Source organism: Brevibacillus gelatini, assembly GCF_003710935.1.
In the GTDB taxonomy this organism is placed as follows: domain Bacteria; phylum Bacillota; class Bacilli; order Brevibacillales; family Brevibacillaceae; genus Brevibacillus; species Brevibacillus gelatini.
This window is the reverse complement of record NZ_RHHS01000012.1, coordinates 54,440-74,622: the sequence shown is the minus strand read 5'-3', so window position 1 is coordinate 74,622 and position 20,183 is coordinate 54,440. Positions and strand designations below refer to the sequence as shown.

Here is a 20,183-nt window from a genome sequence, read left to right as displayed (position 1 = left end):
TCCAAGTTAGGTGAGCAGACGCTGAATGCTCTCAGCCAACTTCCCATCGGTCACCGCCACGGTAACGCGCCCATCTTTTCCGATTGCGTGTCCCAATGAATATCGGTCGCCTGTGGTTACACATGAGACCCCGTAATAGGAACATTTATCCTTGACTTTTTTCGCAGTATTGTCAGATGCGTCTGAGGCGAGCAAAACGAGCCGGGCCTGGCCGTTGCGGACAGCCGTAATCACCATTTCCTCCCCGGTCACGATTTTGCGCGCGCGCATCGCAATACCGAGCAGCTGAGCTGCTTGAGGGATCATCGTCCCATCATCTCCAGCCATTTCTCGCGGAAAGCATCATACTTTTCTTCGGAGATGGACATGTTCAGGGCACGTTCCAGCACTTTTTTCCATTTTCCCGATGCGAACGCGTCCGGCTTCAAACAGCTTTCCTGCCGACATACATAGGTACCGCGGCCCGCCGCCTTTCCCGTCAGGTCGATGACAATTTCCTCAGCGGGCGTCCGGACTACGCGGATCAATTCCTTTTTCGGAAACATTCCTTGACAAACAATGCATTTGCGCAAAGGGATCTTTTTTTGCTTCATGACTATTCGTTGTCGACTCCTTCATCGCCCTCTACTTCTTTCGGGTAGTCGATGCCTTCCTGCTCTGCCTGGGACTCGCTCTTGATGTCGATCTTCCAGCCGGTCAGCTTGGCTGCGAGACGAGCGTTTTGTCCGCGTTTGCCAATCGCAAGCGACAACTGGTAATCCGGCACGATGACGCGGGTTACTTTTTCTGCGAGGTTGACATCCACGTGCAGCACCTTTGCCGGGCTGAGCGCGTTTGCCACGTACTCGGCAGGATCTTCGGACCAACGAACAATGTCGATCTTTTCGCCTTTCAGCTCCGTCACGATTGTCTGTACGCGCATGCCTTTTGGTCCTACACATGCACCTACAGGATCTACGTCCGGATTGATCGAATGGACAGCGATTTTGGAGCGATCGCCTGCTTCACGAGCAACGGATTTGATTTCAACCACACCATCGTAAATCTCTGGCACTTCCAGCTCAAAGAGGCGCTTCAAAAGACCCGGATGGGTACGGGAAACGACGATTTGCGGTCCCTTGGTGGTTTTTTCCACTTTAATGATGTATGCCTTCACCCGATCTTGTGACTTGAACTCCTCGGTTGGCATTTTCTCGGTGATCGGCATAACCGCTTCCGCTTTGCCCAGATCGATGTAGTAGTTGCGGGCGTCCATACGCTGAACGACCCCTGTAATGATGTCGTCTTCACGCTCGATGAACTCGCTGTAGATCAGCCCGCGCTCTGCTTCGCGAATGCGCTGGGTCACTACCTGCTTTGCGGTTTGCGCGGCAATGCGCCCGAAGTCGCGAGGCGTCACCTCAATCTCCACAATATCGTCCAGTCGGTAATTCGGATCGATTTCCTGGGCTGCTTCCTGAGAAATCTCAAGACGCGGGTCCAAAACCTCTTCCACCACGTTTTTGCGCGCAAACACGCGAACCATACCTGAATGACGATTTACATCCACCCGCACATTTTGGGCCGAATTGAAGTTACGTTTGTATCCAGAGATAAGCGCCGCTTCGATGGCCTCGATCAGCACGTCTTTGGTGATGCCTTTCTCTCTCTCAATGGCTTCTAAAGCCTCGATAAAATCGCCGTTCATGACTTTTGTTGCCTCCTCCTTTACTTACCCACCGGCTGCAAACGTCTAAAAGACGATTGCCATGCGTGCCGTTTCAATTTGCTCCTGGGAAATCACGTACGTTTTTTTCGCTTCCTTAATGGTAAGTTTGCCATCCTCGTACGATATCAGTTCGCCCTCGAACAGGCTTGCTCCTTCTATCGGCTCTTTGGTTGTAATGTGCACGTGTCTGCCGACAGCTTTTGTAAAATCCTTATCCTTGCGCAACGGACGCTCAGCACCCGGCGATGATACTTCCAAAAAGTATGCAGTCGGAATCGGATCTACTTCGTCAAGTTTTTGACTCAGCTTCTCGCTGACAAGGCCGCAGTCATCGATGTCGATGTTGCCAGTTTCATTGTCGATAAACACGCGCAGAAACCAGTTGCTGCCTTCCTTTTTGTACTCGATGTCAACCAGTTCCAAACCCAATTCGTCAACAATGGGCGTGACCAGTTCGGTGACGATGCCCGTTACCTTGCTCAAGCAAGTACCTCCTTTACCTTTGAACCATGGAATGCAGTCAGAAAGAAAGAGTGGGTTTCCCCACTCTCGATCTGACGTGCGTATAAAACCAGTATTTCCAAAAAAATTATAGCATAACAGCCCTCCGCTGACAACCTTTGGATAGGGCTGCCCGCTCTCGCTTGCCTAGAACAGCGACAACTGGTTTGATTCCGGCAGACCTTTCAGTGCGCCCTGCTCCTCCAAATACTCCAGAATCGTCTTGGAGATACGCGAGCGGGCCAAGAGATCTTCCTTGGACAAAAATTCGCCTTCCTCCCGCGCTTGCACGATGCTGATCGCGGCGTTCGTTCCGAGCCCCGGCAAAGCGTTGAACGGGGCAATCAGCGAGTCGCCTTTAATCAGGAAGCGGGTGGCGTCTGATTCATACAGATCGACGTTGGCAAAACGGAAACCGCGCTCCACCATCTCCAGGGCCATTTCCAGCACGGTGAGCAGTGCTTTTTCCTTCGGCTGGGCGTCGTGACCCTTGCCCTCGATCTCTTCGATTTTTTGCCGGATGGCCGCCGAGCCTTTGACCATCAGCGGAATGTCGAAGTCGTCGGCGCGCACGGTAAAGTACGTCGCGTAAAATTCCAGCGGACGATGCACCTTGAAATAGGCGATCCGCACGGCCATCATGACGTACGCCGTAGCGTGCGCCTTCGGGAACATGTATTTGATGCGCTGGCAAGACTGGATGTACCATTCCGGCACGTTGTTCTTGCGCATTTCTTCCTGGTCTTCTTCCGGCACGCCTTTCCCTTTTCGCACCGACTCCATGATTTTGAAGGCACGGGACGGCTCCAGCCCTTTGTAGATCAAATAAACCATGATGTCGTCACGACAACCGATAACATCAGGCAGTTTGCAAATTCCGTTGCGAATCAAGTCCTGCGCGTTGTTCAACCATACATCCGTACCGTGGGACAGACCGGAAATCTGGACCAGCTCGGCAAATGTCGTCGGCTTCGTATCTTCGAGCATCTGCCGGACGAACTTGGTCCCGAACTCGGGAATGCCGAGTGTGCCCATGTTCGTCCGGATTTGCTCCGGTGTCACGCCCAACGCTTCCGTCGAGCTGAAAATAGACATCGTCTTTTTGTCATCGAGCGGAATCGTTTTCGGGTCCATCCCGGTCAAGTCCTGCAGCATGCGAATGACGGTCGGGTCGTCGTGTCCGAGAATATCGAGTTTCAGCAGGTTGTCGTGAATCGAGTGGAAGTCGAAATGCGTTGTACGCCACTCGGATTCACTGTCATCTGCCGGATACTGGATCGGGCAAAAGTCTTCAATTTCCATGTAGTCCGGTACAACAATAATCCCGCCAGGGTGCTGTCCGGTCGTCCTTTTTACCCCTGTGCAGCCGTTGACGATGCGCGCGATTTCCGCATTGCGCAGCGTCAGTCCGCGCTCGTCGGCGTACTTTCTGACGTAGCCGTACGCTGTCTTTTCCGCAACCGTGCCGATCGTTCCCGCGCGGTACACGTAGTCCTCGCCAAAAAGCTCTTGCGTATACTTGTGCGCTCGCGGCTGATAGTCACCAGAGAAGTTCAGGTCAATATCAGGAACCTTGTCCCCTTTAAAGCCAAGGAACGTCTCGAACGGAATGTCTTGCCCGTCCTTGGCGTATTTGGTGCCGCACTGTGGACAATCCTTGTCGGGCAAGTCGAAGCCGGAGGCAATCGAGCCGTCGGTAATAAACTCGCTGTGCTTGCAATTCGGGCAGCGATAGTGCGGCGGCAACGGATTCACCTCGGTAATATCCGACATCGTCGCAACAAAAGAAGAACCGACCGAACCACGCGAGCCGACCAGGTATCCATCCTGCAGCGACTTCGTTACCAGCCGCTGCGAGATCAGGTAAATCACGCCGAAACCGTGCGTGATAATACTGTTCAACTCTTTTTCCAGACGCTTTTCCACCAGCTCTGGCAACGGATCGCCGTAAAGCATCCGTGCCTTGTTGTAGCACATTTCACGCAGTTCGTCGTCTGCGCCAGGGATGACCGGGGTGTACAGCTTGTCAGGAATCGGGCTGACGTCTTCGATCATGTCTGCAATCGCATTTGTGTTGGTCACGACGATTTCTTTTGCCACTTCTTCGCCCAGATAGGAAAATGCCTCCAGCATTTCATCTGTCGTGCGGAAATACAGGGGCGGCTGATTCCCGGCGGTCGGGTCGCCTTTTGACAACAAAAAGACATCGCGAAAAATCTCATCCTGCGGATTGAGAAAATGCACATCTCCTGTCGCTACGACGGGCTTGCCCAATTCTTTTCCGATCTCCACAATCAGCTGATGGTAGCCCTTCATCGTCTCCAGCGAAGGAATTTCTTCATTGCGCAGCAGCGGTGTGTAATGGTCGAGCGGTTGAATTTCCAGAAAATCGTAAAAAGAAGCGACTTCCTTCAGCTCTTCCGGCGACTTGCCGCGCAGAATCGACTGCATCAGCTCGCCTTCCTTGCACGCTGTTCCAATCAGCAAGCCTTCGCGGAATTTGGTCAACTGGCTGCGTTGAATGCGCGGCCAGCGGAAAAACGTCTCCACATGCGAACGGCTGACGAGCTTGTACAAGTTTTTCAGCCCCGCCTTGTTGCGCACGAGAATCGTCGCATGGAAAGGACGGCCGCTCTTGTAATCGGCTTCTTCGTTGCTCTTCTCGTTCAGCTCGGCAAGCGTTTTGATTTGCGCTTCCTTGACGTCTTTGAGCATTTGCTGGAACACATGCGCGAGAGCGACTGTATCGTCCAGCGCCCGGTGCGCGTTAATCAGCTCGACATTGAACTTTTTGGCGAGCGTACCCAGTCGGTAGTTGCGCATCCCTTTATACAACATCCGCGCCAGGGGAAGCGTGTCGAGAAACGGGTTGTTCCAGGGCTCCATGCCAATCCGCTTCGCACAGGCGTTGATGAACGCCTTGTCAAACTCCGCATTGTGCGCCACAAGCACCGCATTTCCGGTAAACTCCTTGAACTTGCGCAGCACGATGTCAATCGTATCCTTGCCGCGGAGCATGTCGTTCGTAATCCCGGTAATTTCCGTTGTCTTCGGACCGATCTCCAGTTGCGGATCAATCAGTTCGGTCCATTGATCGACGATTTCCGTCCCTTTCATTTTTACCGCCGCAATCTCGATAATGGTATGCTCGGCGGCGTTCAGACCTGTCGTCTCCGTATCGAAGACAACGTATTCGGTCGTCTCGTCAATCGGCTGGTTGTTATCGGCGTTCAGGTTGTAGACGATGTCGATTCCATCCTCGACCACATACGCCTCCATGCCAAGGATGCACTTTATGTTATGTTTCTTCGCAACCGAGTACGCTTCCGGAAACGCCTGCACCACCCCGTGATCGGTGACGGCAATCGCCTTGTGCCCCCATTTGGCCGCCGTGGAAATCAGCGACTTGACCGAAGCCACCGCATCCAGTGCGCTCATCGGGGTATGGCAATGCAGTTCGACGCGTTTTTCGTCTGCCTGATCCCGGCGGATGACCTGCTCGATCTGGTTCAGGTCGTTGGCGTTCATCACCAGCTCACGCATAAAGGTGTCATGCTGTACACTTCCGCGCACCTTGACCCACATGCCGTCCTTGAGCGCCTCCAGCATCTTGACGTCCTCTTTGTCCCGGGAAAACATCTTTACCGTCAGGGAGTCTGTGTAGTCCGACACGTTGAAAGTCAACAGATGACGTCCACTGCGCAGCTCTTTTACCTCGACGTTGAAGACAGTGCCCTGGATGACGACGCGACGCTCTTCCTCCTGAATTTCGCGAATCGGGATCGGGTCGTCCTTGATTTCGTAGCCCATCATCAAGGTGGTAATCGCTTCTGTCTTTTCGGAACTCTTGCTTTCCTGGGCAGCGGCTGTCATCACGACTTCCACGAGCGCCCGCTCCTCCTCGTTGCGCTGCTCGACAAAGGCTTGGTACGCTTCATCGCTCTCTTCGCCATGGAAGGAAAAGCGCATGGAGCAATCCGTCGCCTTTTGAAAAGCGGCCAGCAACTCATTGTCAGCGCGCTTGCGTTTGGCGACTTCTACCGTCATTTCCGTTGGCAAGTACACCTTCACTTCCTGCTGCTCGACCTGCTTTCTGGCAGAACGCAGCGTGACAGCAAGCGAATTGAGCTTCGGCTCCAGACTTGCGACCAGCAAGTCCCAATACTCTTCCACCACGAAGCCAAGCTCAGGCTTTTCTTTGTAGCGGAATCTGGCGTCGACTTTTGCCAGGTGGGAAAAGGTTTGCGACAGGCGTCTCGTAAACGCAGCATATGCGTCTGCGGGCAACAGCCTTGGCAAGGTAAAATGAAAGACCCATTCCTTGTTTTGCTTGTAAAGCTCAAGCTTGTCGATCTGTCCGTCCAGAAAATAGCGGTTGACCCATTCGTCAGGAACTTCCATTTGCTTGAGCAGCAGAGAGAAGCGCTGTTTTTGCTCTTGTAAACGGTCCACGGTATTCCACCCTCCCAAAAACAAGCAAAAGAGGTACTCCCGTTGTGTCCAGGGGAGTACCCCGTAAAATTCGACAAAATCTTTCTTCAATCCTGCACGTTACTCGTTGCCGAACAGGGCTGCCCCGGTATGGTCTACACGAGCAAGCATCGTTTTCACTTCGGATACGAGGTCGGCCACCTTCACGTTCACCGTTTCCCCGGTTTTGCGAACGCGAACTTCGACGGTGCCCTCTTGCGCTGCTTTGTCCGATACGGTAATACGCAGCGGCAAACCGATCAGGTCAGCATCCTTGAACTTCACGCCGGCCCGCTCAGGGCGATCATCGAACAAAACTTCCACGCCTGCTTTTTGCAAAGCCTCGGAAATTTGTTCGCTGATTTGGCGCTGCTCCTCTACTTTAACATTGACCGGGATTACATGTACATGGAAAGGAGCGACAGCGACAGGCCAAATGATCCCATTCTCGTCGTTGTTTTGCTCAATGACAGCGGCAATCGTCCGGGATACGCCGATTCCGTAGCACCCCATAATCATCGGCTGGCTGCGGCCGTTCTCATCCAGATAGGTTGCTCCCATCGCTTGCGAGTATTTCGTACCAAGCTTGAACACATGGCCAACTTCGACCCCGCGTGCAAACTTGATTGCCCCGCCTGTACGCGGGCATTGGTCGCCTTCGGTAATGTTGCGCAGGTCAGCAAAACGGGAAACGGCAAAATCACGCCCTGGCACAACGTGAGCCAGATGGTAGTCGGTCTCATTTGCGCCCACGATGCCGTCATATACATCCTGCACGTAGTTGTCCGCGATGATTTCCACTTTTTCGCCATCAATGCCGACAGGCCCGACAAATCCGGCAGGCGCTCCTGTCACGGAAACGATCTCCGCTTCGGATGCCAGACCAACTGTTGTCGCATCGTACAAGTTTTTCAGCTTCACTTCATTCAGCTCGTGGTCTCCGCGCACAAGCACCATCACCAGCTTGTCGTCGACGCGGTAAATGAGGCTCTTGATGATTTGCTTCGCTTCGACGTTCAAAAACTCGACGAGCTGATCGATTGTTTTAATCCCCGGCGTATGTACTTTTTCACGGGCTGGCGCTTCTACAGCGGGCTTCTCCGATGGCTTGTACACGACTTCCGCTTTTTCCAGGTTGGCTGCATAGTCGCCTTCCTCGGAGTACGCAATCGTGTCCTCGCCGATCTCACACAACGCCATGAACTCGTACGTGCCTTTTCCGCCAATCGCGCCTGCGTCGGCTTCAACCGCGCGGAAATTCAGGCCGACACGGGTGAAAATGTTCGTGTAGGCGTCGTACATCGCCTGGAAGTTGCGATCCAGTCCTTCCTGGGTCGTATCAAACGAATACGCGTCCTTCATGATAAACTCGCGGCAACGGATCAGGCCGAAGCGCGGACGCACTTCATCGCGAAACTTCGTCTGGATTTGATACAGGTTGATCGGGAGCTTTTTGTACGAGTTGATCTCGTCCCGAACCAGGCTGGTAATGACTTCCTCGTGAGTGGGGCCGAGCGCAAAGGAGCGGTCGTGACGGTCGCGCAGACGCACAAGCTCAGGACCGTACACATCCCAGCGGCCCGTCTGATGCCACAGCTCGGCAGGCTGCATGGCTGGCATCAACAGCTCCTGAGCTCCTGCCTTGTTCATCTCTTCACGCACAATGGCCTGGATTTTGTGCAGGGTACGAAGCGCCAATGGCAGGTACGTATAAATTCCGGAAGCCAGTTGGCGGGCCATGCCGGCGCGGAGCAGCAGCTTATGGCTGGCAATCTCCGCATCCGCAGGCACTTCCCGCAAGGTAGGAATCAACATTTGACTTTGCTTCAACACGTGCGTGTCCTCCTTATGCCTCGTCAGCAATCAACGACGATCAGCCTACCTTGGTAGGGTTTTTCTCGTTGACCATTTCGTTAATTTCTTTCATCAATTCTTCGAACAGTTCATCTTCTTTCACTTTCCGAACAATGACACCATTGCGGAAAATCAGTCCTTCGCCGTTACCGCCCGCAACGCCGACATCCGCTTCGCGCGCTTCACCCGGCCCGTTTACCGCGCAGCCCATGACGGCTACTTTCAGCGGAACTTTCAAAGTGGAGATCGCATCCTCTACTTTTGTCGCCAGTCCAATCAAGTCAATCGCACAACGCCCGCACGACGGGCACGCAATCACGACAGGATCGTTGTTGACAATATCGAGGCTGCGGAGAATTTGCTTCGCCACCTTGATTTCTTCCACCGGATCTGCCGTCAGCGATACGCGGATCGTGTCACCAATGCCCATCGACAGCACTGTCCCGATTCCGACGGAAGACTTGATCGCCCCGGAAAACTGGGTCCCCGCCTCTGTCACGCCTACGTGCAGCGGATAGTTGCGCTTTTGCGCCATCAGCGAATAGGTCTGGATCATCGTCGGCACGTCGGAAGATTTCAGAGAGATGACGATATTATCGTAATTCAAGTCCTCCAAAATTTCCACGTGGTCCATTGCGCTCTCGACAATCGCTTCCGGTGAAGGGTAGCCGTACTTTTCCAGCAGCCTTCTTTCAACGGAACCGGAGTTTACCCCGATGCGGATCGGCACATTGCGCTCGCGGCAAGCTTCGACGACGCGCTTTGTTTTTTCCCTGGAACCGATGTTTCCGGGATTGATCCGAATTTTGTCAATGCCGCTCTCCAGCGCAATCAGTGCCAGCTTGTGGTCAAAATGGATGTCCGCAACAAGCGGCAGCGGGGAACGCTCCTTGATCTTTTTGATGGCGCGGGCTGCATCCTCATTGATGACGGCCAGGCGGACAATTTGGCAACCGGCGTCATGAAGCTGTTGAATCTGGGCCAGTGTCTTCTCTACATCACGCGTGTCTGCTGTCGTCATTGATTGGATTACTACGCTTTTTTGGCCACCGATTTGCACGTCTCCCACAAAAACCGGTTTCGTCTCCTCGCGCTTGTACATTTTGCACCATCCTTTAATTTTGTCTCTTTTCTACTCCACATGGTAGTACGTTATTGGAAGAACAACCGTTGCAGATCGTTCCAGGTTACGACCAAAATCAGCAGCATCAAAAAGGCGAAGCCGAGAAAGTGCACCATGCCTTCTTTGTGCGGATCAACCGGACGTCCGCGCAGCGCTTCGACTGCAATAAACGCCAGGCGCCCGCCGTCGAGGGCCGGAAGCGGCAACAGATTGATGAGCCCCAGGTTGATGGAAAGAACGGCTGCCCATTTCATCAAAATCGCCATGCCCTGCTGGGCGAACTCCCCGGTCATCTTGAAGATCCCTACCGGACCGCTCAGGTCGTTAAGCCCTACCGAGCCGGTAAAGAGCATTCCCAAGCTCTTCAATATCATCGCCGTAAATTCATAGGTGGATGTCGCACCGTACTTCAGCACTTCTCCCGGTGCGTACGTCAGCGGATTCGTCACCATGATTTTGCCGACATTGTTCTCGTCTTTTCCTACTTTGACCAAAACGGTGTTGCGTTGTCCGTTTCGCTCGTATTCAAACTGCATTTCCTTGCCTGGCGACTGGCTGATGATCTGGACGATTTCTTTCCAGGAGGACACAGGCTGCCCCTGAATGGAGATAATCTTGTCTCCTTGCATCAAGCCCGCCTGAGCTGCCGGACCGTTTGCTCTGACCTCGCCCAGATACGGAATGTCTTTTGGCACCCCGTACAATAGCCCGATCGCGATAAACAGCACAAACGCCAGCAGAAAGTTGGCAAAAGGCCCGGCAAAAATGGCCCAGAAGCGCTGCGAAATCGTCTTGCCTTTAAACTGTCGGTTCAAAGGCGCGATTTGCACCTCTTGTCCATCTTTAACCAGCTGCGCCTGGGGATGCACGGAAAACTGCCGCTCTTCCCCGCCTACATCCAGCACGATATACAAATCTTTTTCCAGGTCAAAGCGAACAACCGTACCGGTAATCGCCCGAGCCGAAGCGTTCCCTGGTCCATCCAGCAAAAAATGCGTTACCTTACCTAATGCGTCCCGCTCCAGGCTTACTTCCATGTGCGGTTTCAACATTTCCATCTCAGGGTCTTCGCCTGCCATGCGGACCATCCCCCCGATAGGCAGGAGGCGAAGGGTGTATTCCGTCTCTCCCCGCTTCACGCGAAAAATCTTGGGCCCCATTCCCAGCGCAAATTCGCGGCAAAGTATCCCTGCTCTTTTGGCCAATAAAAAGTGTCCCAGCTCATGCACGAAAACGAGCGCACCAAAAACGACGACGATCGCGAGAATTGATTCAACGGAATCCATGTTGGGAAAAGGCAAGTGAACAGCCACCTTTCATTGGAGTGTCTACATCCAGTTTTCTTAAACGGACGCAAGCGCATGCGTGCGCGCCCACCGATCAGCCGCAAAAATCTCTTCCAGTTCGGGATTATGTACGCCTTCATGCGCCTCACATGTTCGTCTGACGACCTTTTCGATGTCGAGGAAGGAAATGGCCCCCTTCAGGAAAAGATCGACAGCGACTTCATTGGCTGCATTCAGGACAGCGGTATGCGTGCCCCCCGCTTTCCCGCACTCATAAGCCAATTGTAGCAGAGGATAGCGTTCAAAATCCATGGCAGCAAAATGAAGCGAGCCAATTTTGGCCAGATCAAGAGGTTCCGTAGTCAAATTTTTTCTGCAAGGATAGCTCATGGCGTACTGGATCGGCACTTTCATGTCCGGAGTACCCAACTGCGCCATGACAGCCCGGTCTTTGTATTCTACCATAGAGTGGATGATACTTTCATAATGCAGCACGCAGTCAATTTGTTCGTACGGCAAATCGAACAGCCAGTGGGCTTCGATTACCTCGAAGCCTTTGTTCATCATCGTAGCCGAATCAATGGTAATTTTCGCGCCCATGCTCCAGTTCGGGTGCGCCAGCGCCTCTTCTACCGTCACCTGCTGCAGTTCCTCGCGGCTCAGATGGCGAAAAGAACCGCCTGATGCCGTCAATATGATCCGCGCCACATCTTCTGCCCGCTCTCCCTGCATACATTGAAAAACAGCGGAATGCTCGCTGTCGACCGGGATGATGGCCACGCCCTTTTCCTTCGCCCGCTTCATGACGACGGGCCCTGCGCTCACCAGCGTTTCCTTGTTCGCAAGCCCAATCGTTTTTCCTTCCTCAATCGCCGCAAGTGTAGGGCCGACCCCTACACTGCCAACGACTGCGGTCATGACCATGCTGGCCGATTCATGGCGGGCAACCAGTTCAAGCCCTTCTGAACCGCAGACAATCTCGGGTTTGTATCCGCTGCCCAGTCGCTCGCGAAGCTGGACAGCCGCCTGCTCGTTCCCCACGGAGACAAGTTCTGGCCGAAACTTTTCCACCTGCCGGGCGAGCAGCTCCACATTCGTCCCTGCTGCCATGGCGACGACAGAAAACTCTTCGGGATGCTGTTCCACCACTTCCAGCGTGCTTGTTCCAATCGAGCCGGTTGAACCCAAGAGCGCTATTTTTTTCACTGATTTCACCCTCTATATCTCTTCTATATGCACCGCTCTTCAGACGATACCTAGCAGATGCAAAACCGGAAAGACAAGCAAAAAACTGTCAAATCGATCCAGCACACCGCCGTGTCCGGGGATGAGCTGTCCTGAATCTTTCACGTGAAAATGGCGCTTGAACGCCGACTCTACCAGGTCGCCCAGCTGCCCGACAACACCGGCTACCAGCGCGATTTCGAGCACCTTGTCAAAGGACAGGCTGCCGAAGCTTGCATTGATGACGACGACGACCAGGATGGCCGATGCCAAGCCGCCCAGCGCCCCTTCGACCGTTTTATTGGGACTGATTTCCGGCCACAGCTTGCGCTTGCCGATTGCTTTCCCGACAAAATAGGCTCCCGAATCCGTCGACCAGATCGCCGCGATCACCAGCACGGTGAGCATCAGTCCATCGGGCAGATTGCGGGCAGCGGCCATGTATGTAAAACCGAAGCCTATGTATAACGCCCCCACCAGTGTAAGGGCGACGTGTTCAATGTGAAACTGATTTTTCCGCACAACGGAGTAAATCAACAAAAGCAGGAGGACAGGCAGCATCAGATCCGGCATACTGATGCCCAGCCATTCGGCAAACGCGAGCGACGGCCAGAGCAAGCTGACCACGAGCGCGTAGCCGAGTATCCCTGCCACGTGAAATGGCCGAATGCCAGCCATCCGCATAAATTCAAAATGGCCTATGACGGCCAGCAAAAACACCAATAGTGAGTACCAGGCTCCACCCAGGTAGATAAGAAACAGAAAAGCTGCTCCACCAATCAGGCCTGTTAAGATTCGTTGCTTCAACTGATTCCACCTCTCGGCTATACCGCCCCGTAGCGACGAGCTCGGCCTTGGTATTCCACAATCGCTTGATAAAAGTGTTCACGGGTAAAATCAGGCCAAAGCACATCCGTAAACCACAATTCTGTGTAAGCCAATTGCCAAAGCATAAAGTTACTCAAGCGAATCTCTCCACTGGTGCGTATCAAGAGGTCAGGGTCCGGAATATCGCTTGTATACAGATAACGGGAAACCGCTTCTTCATCCAGAGCTTCCGGATCGAGTTCTCCCGCTTTTACTTTCGATGCCAACACGGAAAACGCCTTGACGATCTCGTCGCGGCCTCCGTAATTCAAGGCAAAACACAATTGAAGGCCTTGATTTTCATACGTGCGCTCTTCTGCTTCATGCAGAGCCTTCAGCGTATGCGCCGGGAGCTTTTCCTTGCTGCCGAGCATGCGGATGCGCACGTTCCGTTCGACCAATTCATCCAATTCTGTCGACAAAAATTCCTGCGGAAGCTTCATGAGAAAATCGACCTCGTCCCGTGGTCGCTTCCAATTTTCTGTAGAAAAAGCGTACATCGTCATGTAGCGCACGCCGATCTCGTCAGCAGCTTTTACGACTTCCTTTACCGTTTTCATGCCTGCTCGATGCCCGGCGACCCGGGGTAAATTGCGCATGTTGGCCCAACGACCGTTGCCGTCCATAATCACCGCGACATGCTGCGGGATTTTTCCGGAACGATCCAACTCGGCTGGTACCGATTGTTTTTCCTTGCGGCTCCATTTGCGCGCCAGATGTTCTAACATAAAGTGTTCCCCCGTAATGAGAGATATAGACGTGCATCCCCCTCAAATGAGGGGGATCGCCCTAATCATTATACTTCCATGATGTCTTTTTCTTTTTCTTTTACGATCTTGTCGATTTCCGCAATGAACTTGTCGGTCGATTTTTGGATCGTATCCTGATGGCGACGGGATTCATCCTCGGAGATGGTAGCTGCTTTTTCCAGCTTTTTAATCTCGTCGTTTGCGTCACGGCGAATGTTGCGGATGGCAATCTTTGCTTCCTCGCCACTTTTTCCGGCAAGCTTCACGAGCTCTTTGCGGCGCTCTTCTGTAAGCGGCGGAATGACCAGACGGATGATAACCCCGTCATTGGATGGAGAGATTCCCAGGTCAGACTGTTGCAGCGCACGGTCGATTTCCTTCAGTGCGCTTTTGTCCCACGGCTGGATCGTCAGCATGCGCGGCTCAGGAACGCTGATGTTCGCGAGTTGGCTGATCGGTGTAGGCGAACCGTAGTAGTCCACCAGCACGCGGTCGAGCATCGCTGGGTTCGCCCGGCCTGCACGGAGGCTGGACAAGTCTTTTTTCAAAGCGAGGATCGCTTTATTCATACGATCTTCCATGTCTTTGAGCACTGTTTGTGGCATGATTATTCCCCCTTCACTAGAGTACCGATTTTCTCGCCCATTACTGCCCGGCGAATATTGCCTTCTTCGGAAATGTTAAACACGATGAGTGGGATGCTGTTATCCATGCACAAGCTCGATGCGGTCGAATCCATAACCCCCAGTCCTTTGTTGAGGACTTCCAGGAATGTCAGTTGATCGTACTTCTGCGCATTCGGGTCCAGGCTAGGGTCAGCGGAATAGACCCCGTCGACCTTGTTTTTCGCCATCAAAATGACTTCTGCTTCGATCTCAGCAGCACGCAGGGCAGCCGTCGTATCTGTAGAAAAATAAGGGTTGCCCGTTCCGGCAGCGAAAATGACTACGCGCATTTTCTCCAGATGGCGAATGGCGCGTCGGCGTATGTATGGCTCGGCCACTTGTCGCATCTCAATCGAGGTTTGGACACGAGTCGGGACGTTCACTTTTTCCAGCCCATCCTGCAGGGCGAGGGAGTTCATAATCGTGGCCAACATCCCCATGTAGTCGGCAGTAGCCCGATCCATTCCTTTTGAGCTTCCGGAAAGTCCGCGCCAAATGTTGCCTCCACCGACGACTACGGCGACTTGTACTCCCAATTCTACGATTTCCTTGATCTGGTTTGCTACGGAGAAAATCACCTTCGGGTCGATTCCGTACCCAAGGTCCCCCGCCAGTGCTTCCCCACTCAACTTTAACACAACACGTTTATAGGCAGGAAGTGGCATGTGAAACGGCCTCCATTCATGAATCATTCTCTGTGCCTTGACTGCATTCCTTCTGAAAAGCTTCGGCACACTTGCTTTTTACGTGCAGGAGAGTTTCACATGTAGTGAAACTCTCGCTTTGAAAATAGGGAACACGAAGGTGTTCCCTATTCCTTTATTACTGCTTATTCACTTGAGCCATTACTTCGGCTGCGAAGTCTTCTTGTTTCTTCTCGATGCCTTCGCCGACTTGGAAGCGAGCGAATTCTTTCAAGGTAGCACCTGCTTCTTTCAACAGGGCAGATACTTTCTTGTCAGGGTCTTTTACGAATGGTTGCTCAACCATTACGTATTCTTCAAAGAATTTGGAGAGGCGGCCTTCGACCATTTTCTCCACGATATTGGCAGGCTTGCCTTCAGCCAGTGCTTGGTTTTTCAGAACTTCGCGCTCGCGATTGATCTCGTCTTGGGAAACCTCTTCACGGTTAGCGAAGCGAGGGTTTGCAGCAGCAGCGTGCATACCGAGATCTCTTGCCAGTGCTTCGTTTTGTGTGCCTTCGAGTGTTACCAGCACGCCGATTTTACCGCCCATGTGCAGGTAAGTACCGAATACGCCGTTATCGGATTTCTCGGATACAACAAAACGACGGAAGGTGATGTTTTCCCCGATTGTCGCGATTTTTTCATTGATAACTTGTGCCAGCGTGTCGCCAGCACCTTTGAACGGTTGCTCCAGCGCTTCCTCTACAGTTGCAGGACGTTGGGATACAACGTGCTCAGCGATGTCTTTTACGAGTGCTTGGAACTCAGGGTTTTTCGCAACGAAGTCTGTTTCGCAGTTAACTTCCACTACTGCTGCCACGTTGCCGGCAACCGCTGTAGCTGTCAAACCTTCTGCTGCGATACGGCTGGATTTTTTCGCTGCTTTTGCGATACCGCGCTCACGGAGCAGGTCAATTGCTTTTTCCATGTCGCCCGCTGTTTCTTCCAGCGCGCGTTTGCAATCCATCATACCTGCGCCTGTACGCTCGCGCAGTTCTTTAACCGCTTGTGCACTAATTGCCATGTAAGTGAAACCTCCTTGGAAAGTTACGATCTACAAATTACCAATGCCTTTTGAAGAAAAAAAGGATGGACGGGGGCTCTGACACCCTCAGTCCACCCTTTTACACACTTGCTTACGCAGTTGTTGTGGCTTCTTGCTCTGTTCCTTGGTTTCCTTCCAAGAGAGCGTCCGCCATTTTTGCAGTGAGCAGTTTCACAGCGCGAATTGCGTCATCGTTACCTGGGATCACGTAGTCGATCTCATCTGGATCGCAGTTAGTATCTACGATTGCAACGATTGGGATACCCAATTTGCGAGCTTCTGCTACAGCGATGCGCTCCTTGCGAGGATCGATGACAAACAGAGCATCTGGCAATTTATCCATGTTAGCGATACCGCCAAGGAATTTTTCCAGACGTTCCATTTCTTTGCGCAGAACGATAACTTCTTTCTTAGGCAGTACGTCGAAAGTACCGTCGTTTTCCATGCGTTTCAGCTCAGCGAGGCGAGCGGTACGCTTTTTGATCGTTGTGAAGTTTGTCAAGGTACCACCCAACCAGCGTTGGTTGATGTAGTAGTGACCTGTGCGTTCAGCTTCTTCTTTAACGGATTCTTGTGCTTGTTTCTTCGTACCTACGAAGAGCACTTTTCCGCCTTCTTGAGCGAGTTCACGTACGAAGTTGTACGCTTCCTCTACTTTTTTCACAGTTTTTTGCAGGTCGATAATGTAGATTCCGTTACGTTCGGTGAAGATATAGCGAGCCATTTTCGGGTTCCAACGGCGAGTTTGGTGACCGAAGTGTACACCAGCCTCGAGCAGTTGTTTCATCGAAATTACTGCCATATTTCACACCTCCTTCAAAAGTGGTTTTTTGATGCCTACCTCCGCCACACCGCATGTTCCAAGCAATTCTGCCAGTGGCAGCACCATTGCCGGAATTGGTGGACGTGCGATTTCAACACCGTAAATGAATATATCATATGGGTGTTTCAATTGCAACAAACCAATTCCAATATTTTTGCAAAAAAAATACCGCCTTACTTTTTCGGCGGTGTCGTGATGAGCTTGGCAATCTCTTCCTCCGAAATAGGTACCGAAACCTGGTAAGTCCCTACCCGGATGCGGTTCAGCTTGTCCATCGAGCGCAGTTGCTCCACCAACTTGTTGTTTTCCGGCAGGATTCCTTCTTTTACAAGGGTAGCCGCAACCCCTTCTGCCGTCGCCTTGTAAGGCACGGTGAAGGAAACGGTTTTCTTCGCTACAGGTGCCTCCACAGCAGGCGGTTGTGGGGTTGCAGTCTTGGTTGGCGCTGTTGCTGGCGTGGCGCTTTGGCTGGACGCCTCCAGAGCAGAAGATGGCTGGGCCACACTCTCGACGCTGGGAGGTTTTGCTTCGCTTGACACGGGTGTTTTTGGCTGCGCGGTCACCGGTGCCTTCGTCTGCTGCAGTTCAGGCGCTGTCGGAGATTTTGGGGCGCTTGGTGCCGGCTGTACGTTGACCTTTTTTTCTTCCTGCCATTGCTTGTATTCTTCCGGTGTGAGCACGACCATTTGCAGTTGGGTTGCCGCCTGCTTGATTTCTTCCTCTGTAAGTGCTGCCTGTGGCGCCGCGCTTTTCGGTGCGGTCAGGCCGATGAGAGAGGCTGCCACAACCAGGCCTGCTCCGAATCCAAATAACAATTCACGTTTACGCATCGGCAAGACCTCGCTCGTTTTTTTGCGCCAGCGTGAAAATGAGGTCGATTTCCCCGCGGCCTGCGCCCAGTCGTTTGGCAATCTCGTCAGGAGAGAGCCCTTCCCGGCTCAGCTCAAACACGCGGCGATAGCGCTCGCGCAGCGCCAGCATATCGACATCCTCTTCTGCAGGCAGTGCGCCTGTTGGTTGCTTCTGCTCGGCAGAGACGGCCGTTTGTGCTTGGGCCGCTCGTTCGTTCCATTGTTGCTCCAGTTGCTCGACTTTCTTTTTCAAAAAGTCGATTTCGTAAAGCAAATCAGCCCTTGTTTCTTGCCATTCGGCAGAAAGAAGGGCGATTTCCTGCTTGAACTGCTTGCTTAACCGTTGCAGGCTTTTTTCCGTTTCTGCCTTGTCTGTCTGTCGCTGTGTCGATAGGGCGACAGCATCATCCGGCGTCTTTTTCTGAAGAAAAAAGGCAAGCAGCATCATGATGATTCCTGTTCCGATGAGGATGAGATACACTTGGTCCATGTTGGTCACCTTTAGTTCTGGCTTGTCTTTTGTTCCTGTTATAGGGATATGTCAATAAAGCGTCCGCGCATGGGATCTCGCATGGAGACAGAGGAAGGGGAGCTTTGCTCACTTGCTGCATCGTTCTTTGCTTCGGCAGGCCCGCTGTGCGCTTGCTCATCCTGCCTCTGCCGCTGTTCCTGCTCCCTCTCGCGAATTTGGTTTTTTTGCGTTTCGTCGACGTTCGTCGGACGTTGCCGCATATGCGCGTCCAAATCTTTGCGCTGATCGATCATCGCCTGGGCTTCGTGCATGGAGCGTTGTTGCTGGTGCTCCTGAATCCGGCTGACTTCCAGCGTTCGTGGCAGCGCTACCTGCAATTCAACCGCTTTCAAACTCATACAGCCCAACTCCCTTCCTCGCCATCAGGATTTTGGCATTTAGATGAGTGTTGCGGTACTGATTTCCCCATCAAGGACGATAAATCGCGTCCGGGCGTACTCGTGCTTGACGAAATGAACGAGCTTGCCGAATGTCATCTTGATTCCCGGGTACATGACATGGTACGCCTCTACGGCGGCGGGGGTTTCCCCTTTCAGCTCGTTTTCCAAATCCTTCTTGCGCGCTTCAAGCTGTTTGCATTCCTTTTCCAGGACGAGTCGTGTATTGGTCAGCTTGATTTGCATGAGCCGCTTCTCAGGTGTAAGCTCCTTGCCCGTATGCAAAATTTGATTGATGACACCAAGCCCTTGATCCGTTTTGCGTAAATTTTCGTACACATTTTGCAAATCTTTTTGAATGTTGGCAAGCTCCTGCCGCAGCTCCGGCTTCACCCCTACCTCCAAAATGGTAGGCGTTGCCCTGTTGTTGCCAAACACCCGGGCGGCAATTTTTTCTCCCGCCTGCAGAACTCCCCCGATGATAATGCCTTTCGGGCCATTGCAAATGATTTGCTTTCCTGCCCGCACGTTGGAAAACATGATGCTTTGCGACACGATCACCTCGTTGCCGGCGGACACATTCGCATTCTGAATGAACGATGTACGAATATCATGTCCGGCGACAATCATGCCTTTGTCTTGGGCTACGATGCCACTTTTAATCTCAATCGATCCGCCCGCGTACAGTTCGGCACCTTCTACGCTCCCCAGCACGCGGATGTCGCCGGATGCCTTGACCCGAAATCCATTCAATACGTTCCCGCGAATGACCACCGTTCCCACAAAGTCAATGTTGCCGACACCAAAATCAACATCCCCATTTACATCATAGACAGGAAAAACATTCAGTTTGTCCTGCTCGGTAAAGGAAACCTGTCCATCAATGGCAGCGTAGACAAGCGTACGCTCCTGGTTGTGCACGACGTTTTTGCCGGGCTTGATGTGGATTTCCTTTCCTGCTTTGGGAGCGATGGGCTCTCCGGTAACTGCCGTCCCCGGTGTTCCAGGGGTAGCCGGGATTTTGCGGGCCAAGAGCTGTCCTTTGGCGACATTCGGTATGCTGGTTATATTATAATAATCGACTCGACCATCTTCCAGTTCTTTTGGCCCGCCTTCATTGGAAACATTTGCTAAATAAGGGTACTCGATAAAGGCGTCGGTTCCGTCAACCGGAGCCACCCCTCGCGCAATCGTGATGCGGGCGTTTGCGAACTTCCTGGGGAATGCGCATAGATCCCGCACGACATCATCGAGAATGCCCACCTTCACTTGGTTTGTTTGCAGTGCGCTATAGACGTCCTCTTCCCTGAGCACGATGTTGTCGAGGTCTTCTTCATCGACTTTCAGCACGATTTCTGCCTCCAGTTTATCTGCTGAAAGCTTGACCTCTAAACTGTAATTCTCGATCCCTTCCATACCTTC

The 20,183-nt window shown here is 52.8% G+C and carries 19 protein-coding genes; all 19 read right to left on the bottom strand.

The window, feature by feature from the left end; translation table 11 throughout:
* Nucleotides 1-6 precede the first annotated feature (6 nt).
* Nucleotides 7-306 carry a YlxQ family RNA-binding protein gene (locus EDM57_RS03645; protein WP_122903415.1) on the bottom strand — a complete coding sequence of 100 codons (300 nt, stop codon included), beginning with the start codon at nt 304-306 and terminating at the stop codon, nt 7-9.
* Nucleotides 303-593: an RNase P modulator RnpM gene (gene rnpM / locus EDM57_RS03640; RefSeq protein WP_005834172.1), complete on the bottom strand. Its 291-nt coding sequence runs from the start codon at nt 591-593 to the stop codon at nt 303-305. The genes EDM57_RS03645 and rnpM overlap by 4 nt, the downstream gene beginning before the upstream one ends.
* 2 nt (nt 594-595) lie before the next feature.
* On the bottom strand, nt 596-1,687 hold the full coding sequence (gene nusA, locus EDM57_RS03635) for a transcription termination factor NusA (protein WP_122903414.1): 1,092 nt from the start codon (nt 1,685-1,687) through the stop codon (nt 596-598).
* Nucleotides 1,688-1,732: 45 nt separating this feature from the next.
* Entirely contained in the window at nt 1,733-2,191 is a 459-nt protein-coding gene (rimP, locus tag EDM57_RS03630; RefSeq protein ID WP_122903413.1) for a ribosome maturation factor RimP, read from the bottom strand.
* Between the two features lie 165 nt (nt 2,192-2,356).
* On the bottom strand, nt 2,357-6,661 hold the full coding sequence (locus tag EDM57_RS03625) for a PolC-type DNA polymerase III (RefSeq protein ID WP_122903412.1): 4,305 nt from the start codon (nt 6,659-6,661) through the stop codon (nt 2,357-2,359).
* A 99-nt stretch (nt 6,662-6,760) separates the two neighbouring features.
* Complete coding sequence (locus EDM57_RS03620; RefSeq protein ID WP_148039089.1) at nt 6,761-8,509, bottom strand: proline--tRNA ligase; 1,749 nt, start codon at nt 8,507-8,509, stop codon at nt 6,761-6,763.
* A 43-nt stretch (nt 8,510-8,552) separates the two neighbouring features.
* Nucleotides 8,553-9,635, bottom strand: coding sequence for a flavodoxin-dependent (E)-4-hydroxy-3-methylbut-2-enyl-diphosphate synthase (gene ispG, locus EDM57_RS03615; protein WP_122903410.1), 1,083 nt, complete (start codon nt 9,633-9,635; stop codon nt 8,553-8,555).
* 50 nt (nt 9,636-9,685) lie between these two features.
* Nucleotides 9,686-10,957 (bottom strand): RIP metalloprotease RseP, encoded by a 1,272-nt coding sequence (rseP, locus tag EDM57_RS03610; RefSeq protein WP_122903409.1) that lies wholly within the window; start codon nt 10,955-10,957, stop codon nt 9,686-9,688.
* Between the two features lie 42 nt (nt 10,958-10,999).
* Entirely contained in the window at nt 11,000-12,148 is a 1,149-nt protein-coding gene (locus EDM57_RS03605) for a 1-deoxy-D-xylulose-5-phosphate reductoisomerase (protein ID WP_122903408.1), read from the bottom strand.
* A gap of 39 nt (nt 12,149-12,187) precedes the next feature.
* Nucleotides 12,188-12,973 carry a phosphatidate cytidylyltransferase gene (locus EDM57_RS03600; protein ID WP_122903407.1) on the bottom strand — a complete coding sequence of 262 codons (786 nt, stop codon included), beginning with the start codon at nt 12,971-12,973 and terminating at the stop codon, nt 12,188-12,190.
* A 17-nt stretch (nt 12,974-12,990) separates the two neighbouring features.
* The gene (locus EDM57_RS03595) at nt 12,991-13,761 is read right to left on the bottom strand and encodes an undecaprenyl pyrophosphate synthase (RefSeq protein WP_122903406.1); all 771 of its coding nucleotides are present in this window, start codon (nt 13,759-13,761) and stop codon (nt 12,991-12,993) included.
* Nucleotides 13,762-13,829: 68 nt separating this feature from the next.
* Nucleotides 13,830-14,387 carry a ribosome recycling factor gene (gene frr / locus EDM57_RS03590; RefSeq protein ID WP_122903405.1) on the bottom strand — a complete coding sequence of 186 codons (558 nt, stop codon included), beginning with the start codon at nt 14,385-14,387 and terminating at the stop codon, nt 13,830-13,832.
* Between the two features lie 2 nt (nt 14,388-14,389).
* The gene (gene pyrH, locus EDM57_RS03585) at nt 14,390-15,112 is read right to left on the bottom strand and encodes a UMP kinase (protein ID WP_122903404.1); all 723 of its coding nucleotides are present in this window, start codon (nt 15,110-15,112) and stop codon (nt 14,390-14,392) included.
* Between the two features lie 157 nt (nt 15,113-15,269).
* Complete coding sequence (tsf, locus tag EDM57_RS03580; protein ID WP_122903403.1) at nt 15,270-16,157, bottom strand: translation elongation factor Ts; 888 nt, start codon at nt 16,155-16,157, stop codon at nt 15,270-15,272.
* Between the two features lie 112 nt (nt 16,158-16,269).
* Complete coding sequence (rpsB, locus tag EDM57_RS03575; RefSeq protein ID WP_122903402.1) at nt 16,270-16,980, bottom strand: 30S ribosomal protein S2; 711 nt, start codon at nt 16,978-16,980, stop codon at nt 16,270-16,272.
* A 194-nt stretch (nt 16,981-17,174) separates the two neighbouring features.
* The gene (locus EDM57_RS03570) at nt 17,175-17,831 is read right to left on the bottom strand and encodes a DNA polymerase III subunit gamma/tau (protein ID WP_122903401.1); all 657 of its coding nucleotides are present in this window, start codon (nt 17,829-17,831) and stop codon (nt 17,175-17,177) included.
* Nucleotides 17,824-18,342: a DUF6115 domain-containing protein gene (locus tag EDM57_RS03565; protein ID WP_122903400.1), complete on the bottom strand. Its 519-nt coding sequence runs from the start codon at nt 18,340-18,342 to the stop codon at nt 17,824-17,826. The genes EDM57_RS03570 and EDM57_RS03565 overlap by 8 nt, the downstream gene beginning before the upstream one ends.
* 38 nt (nt 18,343-18,380) lie before the next feature.
* A complete protein-coding gene (locus EDM57_RS03560; RefSeq protein ID WP_122903399.1) occupies nt 18,381-18,722 on the bottom strand; it encodes a hypothetical protein in 342 nt (113 codons plus the stop codon).
* A 39-nt stretch (nt 18,723-18,761) separates the two neighbouring features.
* On the bottom strand, nt 18,762-20,177 hold the full coding sequence (locus EDM57_RS03555) for a flagellar assembly protein A (protein WP_122903398.1): 1,416 nt from the start codon (nt 20,175-20,177) through the stop codon (nt 18,762-18,764).
* Between the last annotated feature and the right edge of the window lie 6 nt (nt 20,178-20,183).